We start from the raw sequence: 12,554 nt of genomic DNA, 5'->3' as shown, positions 1-12,554 counted from the left end.
CGCGCGGGACGCTCAGCCGCCAAGCGCATCCAGCTTGAACTGGATCAGCTGGCGCGCCGAACTGTCGCTCTTCGACAGCGAGTCGAGCGCGAGCTTGTAGGCCGCGCGCGCGTCGTCGCGCTTGCCTTGGGCGGCGAGGAGGTCGCCGCGGCGGTCAGCCACGACGCCCTTGAAAGCATCGGATTGCGGCTCGGCCAGCAGCGCGAGGCCCTGGTCGTAAGCCTTGTCGTCGAGCAGCAGCGATGCCATGCGCAGCTTCGCGATCTGCTTGAACTCGTCGTCCTTAGCGTGATCGATCGCCCATTGCAGCTGCGCCTTAGCGCCGGCTTCGTCGCCAGCGGTGTAAAGCGCCTTGGCGGCGCCGAGCGCGGTCATCTGAGCGTAAGCGGTGTGGCCGAATTTGTCTTCCATGTCGGCGGCGACGCGCGCGATCTGCGCCTTGTCGCCCGATGCCGTGGCTTGTTGAACCTGGTCATACAGCACCGCCGCTTCCGCGGCCTGGCGACGCTGCCAGAAATTCCAGCCATTCCAGCTCGCGCCTGCCAGCAACACCATCAGCACGATCCACGTGGTCGCATTGCCCCACTGCTTCCACCATGCCTTCAGACTTTCGATCGATTCTTGTTCGTCGTGGTAACTCATTGCCCGGCGATTTCCTCATTCTTGCTATGTGTGCGTGTCGAGCCAGCCGGCTCGACGACATCGCGATCAGTCGTCGCCGTCTTCGGCGGATGCAACCATCGCATTGATTAGATATTCGGTCAAGTCTTCGGCGGGCACGTTCTGTTGCTCGTTCTTACCGCCATGAGCTTGGGTATCGCGCAGCGGTTTCACGCCGACCGTGCCATTGGCGATTTCGTCCTCGCCGAGCACGACCGCAAACGCGGCGCCGCTCGCATCGGCACGCTTCATCTGCGACTTGAAGCTTGCCGACTGACCGTCCGCGCTGCAATGCAGGATCACGTCGAGACCGGTATCGCGCAGACGCTCGGCGATGATGAACGCCTGCTCCCGCGCGGCGTCGCCCTGATGGACCACGTACACGTCGCAACCTTCGTCTTCCGGCACGAGCTGCTCTTCCTTCAGCAACTCGAGAATCCGCTCGATGCCCATCGCCCAGCCGCACGCAGCGGTGGGCTTGCCACCGAGCTGCTCGATCAGGGGATCGTAGCGGCCGCCCGCCGCGACCGTGCCTTGCGCGCCGAGCTTGTCGGTCACCCACTCGAACACGGTCAGATTGTAGTAATCGAGACCGCGCACGAGACGCGGATTGATCGTAAACGGAAGGTTGTTTGCCTTCAGAAGACGTTGCAGACCTTCGAAGTGCGCGCGCGATTCTTCGCCGAGAAAGTCGATCAGCTTGGGCGCGTTTTGCGCGACTTCCTGCAGCGCGGGATTCTTCGTATCGAGCACGCGCAGCGGGTTCGTATAGAGACGGCGCCTCGCGTCTTCGTCGAGCACGTCCATGTGCTTTTCGAGGTACGCGATCAACTCGACGCGATGCGCGGCTCGCTCTTCAGCGAGGCCCAACGAATTGATTTCGAGCTTGATGCCGGTCAGGCCGAGGTCGTCCCACAGACGCTGGCACATCATGATGATTTCCGCATCCGCATCCGGCCCCGCGAAACCGAGCGCCTCGACACCGACCTGGTGGAACTGGCGATAACGGCCGCGCTGCGGACGCTCGTGACGGAACATCGGCCCGATGTACCACAGGCGCTTCGGGCCGTCGTACAGCATGTTGTGCTCGATCGACGCGCGCACCACCGCCGCCGTGTTTTCCGGGCGCATCGTCAGGTTTTCGCCGTTCAATGCATCGGTGAAGCTGTACATCTCTTTTTCGACGATGTCGGTCACTTCGCCGATACCGCGCGTGAACAGCTGCGTATGCTCGACGATCGGCGTGCGGATATTCTGGTATCCGTATGAACGCAGCATCGACTTGACGGTGGTTTCGAAAAATTCCCAGAGCCCGGCTTCCTGCGGAAGGATGTCGTTCATGCCCTTCACGCCGGAAAGCTTCTCGAGCTTTTTCTTCTGTTCAGTCATCTGTGTTTCGATTGCCGGTATTTAGTTGAGCGCTTCGGCGCGGCCATAACGGCGCTCGACGTAGTCGCTCACGATTTGCTGGAATTCTTGCGCGATGTTCTCGCCGCGCAGCGTCTTCACCTTCTCGCCGTCGATGAACACCGGCGCGGCCGGGTTCTCGCCCGAGCCCGGCAGGCTGATGCCGATATTCGCTTGCTTCGACTCGCCCGGACCATTGACGATGCAGCCCATCACCGCGACGTGCATCTGCTCGACACCGGGGTACTGGTCACGCCACACCGGCATCTGCTGACGCAGATAGGTCTGGATCTGCGACGCGAGCTCCTGGAACAGCGTGCTCGTGGTACGGCCGCAGCCCGGGCACGCGATCACCATCGGCGTGAACGAGCGCAGGCCCATGGTTTGCAGGATTTCCTGGCCGACGATCACTTCGCCGGTGCGCGACGCGCCCGGTTCCGGCGTCAGGGAGATACGGATCGTGTCGCCGATGCCCTGCTGCAGCAGAACCGACAGCGCCGCGGTCGACGCGACGATGCCCTTCGAGCCCATGCCTGCTTCGGTCAGGCCCAGATGCAGCGCGAAATCGCAACGGCGCGCGAGTTCGCGGTACACCGCGATCAGATCCTGCACGCCGCTGACCTTGCACGACAGAATGATCTGGTCGCGCCCGAGGCCAAGTTCGACCGCGCGTTCCGCCGAGCCGATCGCCGACTGGATCAGCGCTTCGTACATCACGCTTTGCGCTTCCCACGGAGTAGCGCGCGACCCGTTTTCATCCATCATTTTGGCGAGCAGGTCCTGGTCGAGACTGCCCCAGTTCACGCCGATGCGCACCGGCTTGTCGTATTTGACCGCTGCCTCGATCATCTGCGCGAACTGTGTGTCGCGCTTCGCGCCGTGCCCGACGTTGCCAGGATTGATCCGGTACTTCGACAACGATTCCGCACAGCCCGGATAGTCGCGCAGCAGCAGATGGCCGTTGTAATGGAAGTCGCCGACGAGCGGCACCATCACGCCCATGCGGTCGAGTTGCTCGCGGATCGCCGGCACGGCAGCCGCCGCTTCCGGCGTATTCACGGTGATACGCACCAGTTCGGAACCGGCTTGCGCCAGTTCCTTGATCTGGATAGCAGTGCCGATCGCGTCGGCAGTGTCGGTGTTGGTCATCGACTGCACGCGCACCGGCGCATCGCCGCCGATGGTCACGAGCTGGCCGCCCCAACGGACGTTGACCGCATGCGATTTGCGCCGCATCGCGGGGCCGCCGAACACCGGCTCTTCTGAAACGATCTTGCTACAGGATTGGGATTGAGCTTCGGTTTGCATCGAAAAACCCATTTACGCCGCACGCGCTATGCAAAAACGCAGCGCCTCAATTGAAAAAGCGCCGCGGGCCGGTTGGCCGCGGCGCGTACCGTATCTGTCAAGGCAGCGCAAAGCGCGCCACATTGCCCTTGGCTGCCGCATATTTCGACGGATCGACCGGCTGGCCGTCGAGCGTCACCGACTCGAGACCCGCCTTGTTGCCAACCGTCACCTTGAACGGACCGGCGCCCGTCACTTCCTTCGGGTCGCCAGCATGCACGAGGCCGGAGAACAGTTCCTTGCCGTTCTTGTCACGCACGCTGAACCAGCTGTCCTGCGTCACGCGCAGCGCGACGACCGACTCGCCGGGCGCTGGCGTAACCGCCGGTGCCGACGCGTTCGCCACGACCACCGGTGCACTTGCGCTCTCCATGGCGGCCTGTGCCTGAGCCTGTGAGCCGGCTTTCGCTGCCGTCGCCGCGGTATTCGCGGTCGGGGCCGAGCCCGGCGCGGTGCCGGTGGCAAGCGGTGCGGGCATCGGCGTTGCCGACGCAGACGCCGCATTATCCGCGCTCCCGGCGTTGTCCGCCGTGACCGCCGCATCCGGCGCCGATGCGCCCTCCGCCGTCGCCGGACCCTGCGCGACCGCTCCCGACGCCGCCGTGTCGCTGCTCGTCGAACTATTCGCGCTGGCCTTCAGGCGCGCGAGCCACGCGGATGAATCGCCGCCGTTGGTGCGCCACATGCCGAGCGCGATGACCGCGACGACGATCGCCGCAATACCCCATAGCCACGAACGACTCTTGTGTCCGCTGTCACCGAGCGACAGCGAAACCTTGCCGCGCGGCAGGTCCTTACCGGATGACGCGGGCATCGACAGATTCGGCGCCGGCACTCCTCTCTCGCGACGCAGCGCCGCCGTAAAAGGCGCCGGATCGGCGCCGAGCATTTTCGCGTAGCTGCGCACGACGCCGAGTGCGAACGTCGTGTCCGGCAGATGGCTGATGTCGCCCGCCTCGAGCGCGCTCAGCTTGACGACCGATACCTTCAGCCGCGCCGACACGTCCTCGATCGCCCAGCCCTTCGACTCGCGCAACTGGCTCAAGCGCGCGCCAACCGCTGCCAACGAATCGAGGGCCGGCTGCACGACCGGCTGTACCACCGCCCTTGCAACGGGTGCCGGATGGCCATCGTTCGTGTCTGTCTCGTGCGGCTGCGGGTGCTGCGGCTCACTCATCCCAAATCCTTTCGCGTCGATTCTTTTAATCGTGCGACCGGACGGGCTCGAGCCTCACGTCCAAATCGCAGACCGTTTATAACAAAATGCGCGGCTTTGTGTGCCGCTCCCGATCGATTCTGCAAACTTTCTTTTCAACCGCCAGGTGGTATCGGAGCATTTTTGCGCTCGCACTGCTTTCCGCCGAACGCCGACGCCCTGCTGCACCTGGCGATTACACGGCGCGAACCTCGATCACCTTCGCCGCCTTCCCGGTGCGCTCAGCAAGTCGCGTGCGGTCTTTCACCGCGCCGGCCAGCTGACCGCAGGCAGCATCGATATCGTCGCCGCGGGTTTTGCGCACGGTGGTGACGACGCCAGCGTCCATCAACACCTGTGCAAACCGCTTGATCTGTTCCGTCTTCGAGCGGACGAGGCCCGATTCGGGGAACGGATTGAACGGAATCAGATTGAACTTGCACGGCACGTTGCGCGTAACGGCGAGCAGCTCGCGTGCGTGCGCCTCGCTGTCGTTCACGCCATCGAGCATGCAATATTCGAACGTAATGAAATCGCGCGGCGCCACTTTCAGGTAGCGCTCGCACGCCGCCATCAGCTCGCGCAGCGGATACTTTTTGTTGAGCGGCACCAGCACGTCGCGCAGCGCGTCGTTCGACGCATGCAGCGACACCGCGAGCGCCACGGGCAAGTCCGCGCCGAGCCGGTCCATCATCGGCACGACGCCCGAAGTGGACAACGTGACTCGCCGGCGCGACAGACCGTACGCATTGTCGTCGAGCATCAGACGCATGGCCGGCACGACCGCGTCGTAATTGAGCAGCGGCTCGCCCATCCCCATCATCACGACGTTCGTAACGACGCGCTCGCCCTTGCCGTCGCCGCCCATCGCGCGGCCGCCGGCATCGCCACGCGACGCGCGCAGCGCAAACTCGGCCATGCGCAACTGGCCGATGATTTCGCCGGTGGTGAGATTGCGGGAGAACCCCTGCTTGCCGGTCGAGCAGAATCGGCAGTTGACCGCGCACCCCGCCTGCGACGACACACATAGCGTGCCGCGCGTTTCTTCAGGGATGTACACGGTTTCAACGGCGTTGCCATTACCGACGTCGATCAGCCACTTGCGCGTGCCGTCCGACGAAATATGATCGCTGACAACGCCCGGCATTGTGATCGTGGCGCGCCCTTTGAGCTTTTCGCGCAAAGACTTCGCGAGATCGGTCATGCCGTCGAAGTCGGCAGCGTTGTATTGGTGAATCCAGCGCTGCAATTGCTTGGCGCGAAACGGTTTCTCGCCCAGGCTATCGCAATAGGCGACGAGCCCTTGGGCGTCGAGGTCGAGAAGGTTGACGGAGGGACTGCTCGTCATATCGAATCCTGCCATTTCAGTGCGAGACTACGTTCATGCAACAAGCTGCATGAACGCCATGCCGCTCGCGCCCATTCCTGCTGCTTTTACCTTACTACTTTTGCCGTGCACCGCGCGCGATTCATGCGATAAAACGATTCGACCGCACGAAACGCGCCACGCGAGAGACGGCTCGCGATACGCGGCTGAGGTCACTGCCCGACCTCAGCGCGAGGCGCTCAACGCGAGTAGACGTTGACTTGGGGGAAGAAGAATGCGATTTCAACCGCAGCCGTTTCCGGACCGTCCGAACCGTGCACGGCGTTGGCGTCGATGCTGTCGGCGAAGTCAGCACGGATCGTGCCCTTTTCCGCCTTCTTCGGGTCCGTCGCACCCATCAGGTCACGGTGCTTCAAGATCGCGTTTTCGCCTTCCAGCGCCTGCACAATCACCGGACCTGAGATCATGAATTCGACGAGGTCCTTGAAGAACGGACGTGCTGCGTGCACAGCGTAGAACTTCTCGGCGTCAGCACGCGACAGATGAACCATGCGCGATGCCACGATCTTCAGACCAGCGTTTTCGAAACGGGTGTAGATCTGGCCGATCACGTTCTTGGCCACTGCGTCCGGCTTGATAATCGACAGGGTGCGCTCGATCGCCATAAAAACTCCAAAAAATTAAGAGGTTACAGATTTAAATGAATCCGCTATTGTAGCATGTTCTCGTGCATCATTGCGATTGAACCCTTACAGCATTGAAAGGATCAAGGCAAGGGGTGCAAAATACTGGTAGCGTAGGCCATGGAGGCGACTGGAGGGTATTGAAACTCCGTGCCGCCGCGCTAATCTTACGGATGAACGTTGCGCCCGCCGGCGCTTCGCAAATTCCGTATCACCATCACGAAACACGCTTCCGAGGTAAGGAGAGACCATGAACGAACATCCGTATATGTTTGGCCGCAACGGCGCGGTCAGCACGGTCGAAACACGCAACCGCGTTCTACGGAATACCTACTGGCTGCTCGCGCTGTCCATGATTCCGACCGTACTCGGCGCGTGGGTCGGCCTTGCCACCGGATTCTCGCTGTTCGCCGCCACCAGCCCCGCCATGAGCATGCTGGCGTTCTTCGCGATCGCGTTCGGCTTCATGTTCGCGATCCAGCGCACCAAAGATAGTGCCGTCGGCGTATTCGTACTGCTTGGCTTCACGTTCTTCATGGGGCTGATGCTGTCGCGCATCCTCGCTTTCGTGCTCGGCTTCTCGAACGGCCCGTCGCTGATCATGCTCGCGTTTGGTGGCACTGGTGTGATCTTCGCGGCCATGGCGACCATTGCCACGGTCAGCAAACGCGACTTCTCGGGCCTCGGCAAGTGGCTCTTCATGGGCGTGATCGTGATCCTGCTGGCTTCGGTCGCGAACGTGTTCCTGCAACTGCCGGCACTGATGCTGACGGTCTCGGTCATGGCAATCGTGATCTTTTCCGCCTACATCATGTTCGACGTGCAGCGCGTCGTGAACGGCGGTGAGACGAACTACATCACCGCGACGCTAGCGATCTACCTGGATCTGTATAACGTGTTCGTCAACCTGCTTGCGCTGCTCGGCATTTTCGGCGGCAACCGCAATTAAGCTTGGCCGGTCGCGCGGCGTGCCCTACGCCGCCTCGACGCTCAAGGCAAAAGCCCATAACGATTGCTCGTTATGGGCTTTTTTCATTACCTGACTACGTGACGCATACTGCGCGGCACGACCGGAAGCCAACTCCGCACCGCAGTCACAGAGTCAACCACGCGAAACCTTCACTCTGCGACGCAACCACCACCTCGGTGGGAGCCGCGCCAAGCACACCCGCGAGCGCCGCCTGCGCGAGTTCCGGCAGATTGTTCTGTTGGCTCAGATGCGCGGCGACCAGATGCCGCAATCGCGAGCGGTCGAGCGACGCGAGGATTTCAGCCGCCGCATCATTGTTCAGATGCCCGTGATTGCCGCCGATACGCGCCTTAAGCGACGGCGGATAACGACTGCCCGCGAGCATCTGCACGTCGTGATTGCATTCGAGCACGAGTGCGTCACAACCACTCAGCACCGCGCTGATATGCGGGGTGGACGTGCCCACGTCGGTGAGCACGCCGAGTCGGCTTGCGCCGTTCGAGAACACGTATTGCAGCGGTTCGCGGGCGTCGTGCGGAACGGTATAAGGGAGAACGCTGAGCTCGCCGATTGCTACCGCCTCGTCGCCCCACAGCACCTGCAGGTCGACATCGGCTTCGTCGGCGCCCGCCGCGCGCGCGGTGCCCCAGCTCATGTACAGCGGAATCGACCACTTGCGCGCCAGCGTCACTGCGCTGCCGATGTGATCGCTATGTTCATGCGTAATCAGAATCGCGTCGAGATGCTCGGCGCTCGCGCCGAGCCGCGCGAGACGCCGCTCGACTTCGCGGGCGGAAAACCCGCAGTCGAGCAGCACGCGCGTCGTGCTCGCGCCGCTGTGCGCTTCCACCAGCAGCGCGTTGCCTTCACTGCCGCTGCCGAGACTTGCGAAGCGCACGACCCACCTAGTTCAGTTGCGCGTGCAGCAGCGACACGATGCGCTGCGCGTCCGACGACGTATCGATCTGTCCGTTCGCGTCGACGACCGCAACCTGCGTCACGGCGTCGCCTTTCGCGCGCACGTTGACGAGGAATTCCTGGCCCGGCTTGCGCGTCGAATTGCCGCTGTAGAAGAGTTTGCCGAACAGGCCTTCCTTCTTCAGTTCCTGCATCGAATCCGCATAGCGGACGTAGTAGATGCCCTTCTCGCGATCGCGGTTGTCGACCGTGAAGTTGGTGCGATCGAGCGCGAGGCCCACACGCAGCCAGGCGCGGTCGAACGACTCCTGCAGATCGAGCGTCGACGCGCCCGCGTTCTGCTCGATGGTGGTCGGCGCGCTGGCCGGGCGCGCGTCGGTCAGCAGCTGCTTCGACTGCGCTTCGGTCAGGCCGAACTTCTGCATCAGCTTGGCGAGGAACAGCGCCTCGAGCGCCGGGTCACGCGGACGCTCTTCCCAGCGCGAAGACGTCTTGTCCTGCCCGGTCATCACCTCTTCCATCGCGCTATGCGTGATCGAGATATCCGTCGCGCTGTCCGAACCGCGCGATACCAGCGTGCGGAAACTGTCGCGGGTGCCCGACGAATAGGCGAAGTCGATCACCTTGCCGATCGTGCGGCGGAACCAGTCGTCCGGAATGTTCGCGCGATTTTCGGCCCAGTCGGTTGTCATGATGCCGGTGGCCGGCGCGTCGGTCTTCAGCACGAAGCCGTTCTCCTGCCAGAACTCCTGCAGCTGCGGCCACAGCTGTTCCGGTGAACGGCCGTCTACCACCAGCCAGCGACGGTCGCCGTCGCGCTCGATATGCATGCCGAGCGGATCCTGCGCGTTCGGCTGACCTTCGGTCGCGTTGCCAGCGGCCGTGACAGCGCGCGTCGGCGAGCCACCGAGCGCCAGATTCGCGGGCGGCGCCACATAACGCTGGTCGTTCGGCGACGTGCTCAGGTCGCTCGGCACGGCGAGCGGCGGCGCGCTCGAGGTCGCCTTGTAGTTGACGCGGTCGGAAGCGAACCAGTCGTTCAGCGTGTCACAGCCGGCGAGCGTCGACAGGGCAAGCGCCAGCGCCGCCATGCGGGTTGCGTGGAGGGAAAGTGCGGAACGTTTCATGAGGTCCTTCGTGATGCTGGAACGCGATGCCTCGTTCGAGCTGCCGGGAACGTGGGCTGAAGCGACGTCGGTTAATGAAATGCCGGTGGCGGTCTGGCGTGGGCGGCTGGACGGGCGGGCCGTTCAGCCGAGCAGGCCCGCTTCGCGCAGCGCGCCGCGCACCACTTCGTGGTATTGCGCGTCGAGCGGCGTGAGCGGCAGGCGGATGCCGCCCTGCACACGCCCCAGTTGCTGCAGCGCCCACTTCGCCGGAATCGGATTCGCTTCGGCAAACAGGTACTTGTGCAGCGACAGGAGTTTCAGATGAATCTCGCGCGCGGTCTTCGCGTCCGCTGCGAGCGCGGCCTTGCACAGCTCGCTCATGGCGCGCGGCGCGACGTTCGCGGTCACCGAAATATTGCCGTGACCGCCGAGCAGCATCAGCGCGATCGCAGTGGGATCGTCGCCGCTATAGATGCTGAAGTTTGCCGGCGCCGACTTGATCAGATGCGCGGCGCGGTCGATGTTGCCCGTGGCTTCCTTCACGCCGATGATCCCCGGCACCTGCGCGCAGCGCAGGATGGTCTCGTTGCTCATGTCGGCGACGGTGCGGCCCGGCACGTTGTACAGGATCACCGGCAGATCGACGCTTTCGGCGATCTTCGCGAAATGGCGGTAGATGCCTTCCTGGGTCGGCTTGTTGTAGTACGGCACGACCTGCAGCGTGGCATCCGCGCCGACGTCTTTCGCGTGCTGCGTGAGTTCGATCGCCTCAGCGGTGGAGTTGGCGCCCGCGCCCGCGATGACAGGAATGCGTCCAGCGGTGTGGTCGACCGCGGTCTTGACCATCAGCACGTGTTCTTCGACCGACAGCGTGGCCGACTCGCCGCTCGTGCCGACCACGACTAGCGCATTCGTGCCTTCCTCGATGTGCCAGTCGATCAGTTTGCGAAACGCCGGCAGATCGAGGCTGCCGTCTTCGAGCATCGGAGTGATGATGGCAGGAATGCTGCCGCGGATCTGAACGCCGTCCTGGTGACCGCTGTGGTTGCCGTTAGTCATGAAACGCCATGAATATGATCAGGTAAACCGCGATTGTAGCGGATTAGCCAGCCAACTCGTAACAAGGTGGAACTGTTGCTCGTGCGGGATCATTCGCACGTGCCGCTTCCCGAACCGCGCAGATGCGCTGAACGTAGGCCGGACGCGGCTCGGCGAGAAATCCGTCCTGAAACGCGATCACCCGCAGTTGGCCCCGCACGATCTCGAGCAGCTCGCCGGGCGCGAGTAAAAACGCCGGATTGGAGGGTTTGCCGACGCTTTCGTTTCCTTGCGCAAAGGTCTCGTAAACCAGTACGCCGCCGGGCGAGAGCGCGCGCAGCAACTGCGGAAAAAGCGGCCGGTGCAGGTAATTGGTGACCACGACGGCGGCGAACGCCGCATCGCCCGGCAATGGCCACGGCGCGCCTTCGAGATCGGCCACGACAGGCGTGACGAGCGGCGCGTCACGCAGCAGGTCGAGGGCGACGGCATCGCGATCGATTGCGGTGACCGGATGGCCGAGCGACGCGAAAAAGCGCGCGTGCCGCCCAGCCCCCGATGCCACGTCGAGCACCGCCCCGCCCGCCGCGATCAGGTGCGCCCAGTGACGCACCCAGCGCGACGGTTCACCGAGGCCATGCAAGCCAGCGGAAACGGGCGTGCTCATCGCTGCGGCGCGGCGCCTCGAGTGCGCATCAGTTGTACGACAGCCCCATCGCCTCGCGAACGTCGCGCATCGTTTCGGTCGCGAAGCGGCGCGCCTTGTCGCAGCCGTCAGCGACGATCGCGCGCAACAGCGACGGGTCGTCCATGTACTTCTGCGCGCGCTCGAGCATCGGCTGCTGCTCGCGTAGAATCCCTTCGACGACCGGCTGCTTGCAATCGAGGCAACCGATGCCCGCCGAGCGGCAGCCTTTCTGCACCCACTCGTGGGTCGCTTCGTCGGTATAGACCTGATGCAGCTGCCACACCGGGCACTTGTCCGGATCGCCCGGATCGGTGCGGCGCACGCGCGCGGGGTCGGTCGGCATCGTGCGAACCTTCTTAGTGATCGTTTCCGCGTCTTCGCGCAGACCGATGGTGTTGCCGTACGACTTCGACATCTTCTGGCCGTCGAGGCCCGGCATGCGCGACGCCTCGGTCAGCATCGCCTGCGGCTCGACGAGGATGATTTTGCGCGAACCTTCGAGATAGCCGAACAGGCGCTCGCGGTCGCTCATCGACAGGCTTTGCGATTCCTGCAGCATCGCCCGCGCGCGTTCGAGCGCTTCGTCGTCGCCTTCCTGCTGATACGCGTTGCGCAACTCGTGGTAAAGCTTCGAGCGCTTGCCCCCGAGCTTCTTCGCGGCTTCGTTCGCTTTTTCCTCGAAGCCCGGCTCGCGGCCGTACAGGTAGTTGAAACGACGAGCGATTTCGCGCGTCATCTCGACGTGCGGCACCTGGTCTTCACCGACCGGTACGAGCGAGCCGCGATACAGCAGAATGTCCGCCGCCATCAGCACCGGATAGCCGAGGAAGCCGTAAGTGGACAAATCCTTGTCCTTCAGCTTTTCCATCTGCTCTTTGTAGGTCGGCACGCGCTCGAGCCAGCCGAGCGGCGTGCTCATGCCGAGCAGCAGCGCGAGCTCGGCATGCTCGGGCACCCGACTCTGGATGAACAGCGTCGCCTGCGCCGGATCGATGCCGGAAGCGAGCCAGTCGACCAGCACGTCCCACACGTTCTTTTCGATCACTTCGGGCGTTTCGTAGTGCGTCGTCAGCGCGTGCCAGTCGACCACGCAGAAAAAGCACGGGTACTCGGACTGCAGCCGCACCCAGTTTTTCAGCACGCCGTGATAGTGGCCGAGGTGCAGCGACCCGGTGGGCCGCATGCCGGAGAAGATACGGTCTGGGAACATGG

At 63.4% G+C, this 12,554-nt stretch carries 12 protein-coding genes; 1 reads left to right on the top strand and 11 read right to left on the bottom strand.

Annotated elements, in window-relative coordinates:
- Positions 1–12 precede the first annotated feature (12 nt).
- The 6 genes from QFZ94_RS19175 to ndk all read right to left on the bottom strand — a co-directional run bounded on the left by QFZ94_RS19175 (position 13) and on the right by ndk (position 6,601).
- Positions 13–642, bottom strand: coding sequence for a YfgM family protein (locus tag QFZ94_RS19175; RefSeq protein ID WP_429458813.1), 630 nt, complete (start codon positions 640–642; stop codon positions 13–15).
- 66 nt (positions 643–708) lie between these two features.
- Positions 709–2,049, bottom strand: coding sequence for a histidine--tRNA ligase (gene hisS, locus QFZ94_RS19170; protein ID WP_429458811.1), 1,341 nt, complete (start codon positions 2,047–2,049; stop codon positions 709–711).
- A 21-nt stretch (positions 2,050–2,070) separates the two neighbouring features.
- Positions 2,071–3,387 carry a flavodoxin-dependent (E)-4-hydroxy-3-methylbut-2-enyl-diphosphate synthase gene (ispG, locus tag QFZ94_RS19165; RefSeq protein ID WP_368586070.1) on the bottom strand — a complete coding sequence of 439 codons (1,317 nt, stop codon included), beginning with the start codon at positions 3,385–3,387 and terminating at the stop codon, positions 2,071–2,073.
- A gap of 85 nt (positions 3,388–3,472) precedes the next feature.
- Complete coding sequence (locus QFZ94_RS19160; RefSeq protein WP_429458809.1) at positions 3,473–4,591, bottom strand: helix-turn-helix domain-containing protein; 1,119 nt, start codon at positions 4,589–4,591, stop codon at positions 3,473–3,475.
- Positions 4,592–4,805: 214 nt separating this feature from the next.
- Positions 4,806–5,957, bottom strand: a complete 1,152-nt coding sequence (gene rlmN, locus QFZ94_RS19155) for a 23S rRNA (adenine(2503)-C(2))-methyltransferase RlmN (protein ID WP_368586068.1) — start codon at positions 5,955–5,957, stop codon at positions 4,806–4,808.
- A 218-nt stretch (positions 5,958–6,175) separates the two neighbouring features.
- Positions 6,176–6,601: a nucleoside-diphosphate kinase gene (ndk, locus tag QFZ94_RS19150; RefSeq protein ID WP_429458807.1), complete on the bottom strand. Its 426-nt coding sequence runs from the start codon at positions 6,599–6,601 to the stop codon at positions 6,176–6,178.
- Positions 6,602–6,869: 268 nt separating this feature from the next.
- Between ndk and QFZ94_RS19145 the strand changes: the two genes are divergently transcribed.
- Positions 6,870–7,568 (top strand): Bax inhibitor-1/YccA family protein, encoded by a 699-nt coding sequence (locus QFZ94_RS19145; protein ID WP_018417558.1) that lies wholly within the window; start codon positions 6,870–6,872, stop codon positions 7,566–7,568.
- A 145-nt stretch (positions 7,569–7,713) separates the two neighbouring features.
- Here QFZ94_RS19145 and QFZ94_RS19140 read toward each other — a convergent pair whose 3' ends face one another.
- The 5 genes from QFZ94_RS19140 to QFZ94_RS19120 form a co-directional block, all read right to left on the bottom strand.
- Positions 7,714–8,487: an MBL fold metallo-hydrolase gene (locus QFZ94_RS19140; protein ID WP_429458805.1), complete on the bottom strand. Its 774-nt coding sequence runs from the start codon at positions 8,485–8,487 to the stop codon at positions 7,714–7,716.
- Between the two features lie 7 nt (positions 8,488–8,494).
- On the bottom strand, positions 8,495–9,634 hold the full coding sequence (gene bamC, locus QFZ94_RS19135) for an outer membrane protein assembly factor BamC (protein WP_368586066.1): 1,140 nt from the start codon (positions 9,632–9,634) through the stop codon (positions 8,495–8,497).
- Between the two features lie 123 nt (positions 9,635–9,757).
- Positions 9,758–10,675: a 4-hydroxy-tetrahydrodipicolinate synthase gene (gene dapA / locus QFZ94_RS19130; protein WP_368586065.1), complete on the bottom strand. Its 918-nt coding sequence runs from the start codon at positions 10,673–10,675 to the stop codon at positions 9,758–9,760.
- A 43-nt stretch (positions 10,676–10,718) separates the two neighbouring features.
- On the bottom strand, positions 10,719–11,321 hold the full coding sequence (locus tag QFZ94_RS19125) for a class I SAM-dependent methyltransferase (RefSeq protein ID WP_368586064.1): 603 nt from the start codon (positions 11,319–11,321) through the stop codon (positions 10,719–10,721).
- Positions 11,322–11,349: 28 nt separating this feature from the next.
- On the bottom strand, positions 11,350–12,552 hold the full coding sequence (locus QFZ94_RS19120; protein WP_429458802.1) for a tryptophan--tRNA ligase: 1,203 nt from the start codon (positions 12,550–12,552) through the stop codon (positions 11,350–11,352).
- Positions 12,553–12,554: the final 2 nt, after the last annotated feature.

It is taken from the genome of Paraburkholderia sp. JPY465 (assembly GCF_050436725.1).
In the GTDB taxonomy this organism is placed as follows: Bacteria; Pseudomonadota; Gammaproteobacteria; order Burkholderiales; family Burkholderiaceae; genus Paraburkholderia; species Paraburkholderia youngii.
The sequence above is the reverse complement of the archived record's forward strand: the minus strand, read 5'-3'. Positions and strand labels throughout refer to the sequence as shown.

Coding starts and splice junctions, on each gene's coding strand:
- QFZ94_RS19120 (WP_429458802.1), bottom strand. CDS start 12,552: ATGTTCCCAGACCGTATCTTCTCCGGCATGCGGCCCACCGGGTCGCTG.
- QFZ94_RS19125 (WP_368586064.1), bottom strand. CDS start 11,321: ATGAGCACGCCCGTTTCCGCTGGCTTGCATGGCCTCGGTGAACCGTCG.
- bamC (WP_368586066.1), bottom strand. CDS start 9,634: ATGAAACGTTCCGCACTTTCCCTCCACGCAACCCGCATGGCGGCGCTG.
- QFZ94_RS19175 (WP_429458813.1), bottom strand. CDS start 642: ATGAGTTACCACGACGAACAAGAATCGATCGAAAGTCTGAAGGCATGG.
- ispG (WP_368586070.1), bottom strand. CDS start 3,387: ATGGGTTTTTCGATGCAAACCGAAGCTCAATCCCAATCCTGTAGCAAG.
- QFZ94_RS19145 (WP_018417558.1), top strand. CDS start 6,870: ATGAACGAACATCCGTATATGTTTGGCCGCAACGGCGCGGTCAGCACG.
- ndk (WP_429458807.1), bottom strand. CDS start 6,601: ATGGCGATCGAGCGCACCCTGTCGATTATCAAGCCGGACGCAGTGGCC.
- rlmN (WP_368586068.1), bottom strand. CDS start 5,957: ATGACGAGCAGTCCCTCCGTCAACCTTCTCGACCTCGACGCCCAAGGG.
- dapA (WP_368586065.1), bottom strand. CDS start 10,675: ATGACTAACGGCAACCACAGCGGTCACCAGGACGGCGTTCAGATCCGC.
- QFZ94_RS19160 (WP_429458809.1), bottom strand. CDS start 4,591: ATGAGTGAGCCGCAGCACCCGCAGCCGCACGAGACAGACACGAACGAT.
- hisS (WP_429458811.1), bottom strand. CDS start 2,049: ATGACTGAACAGAAGAAAAAGCTCGAGAAGCTTTCCGGCGTGAAGGGC.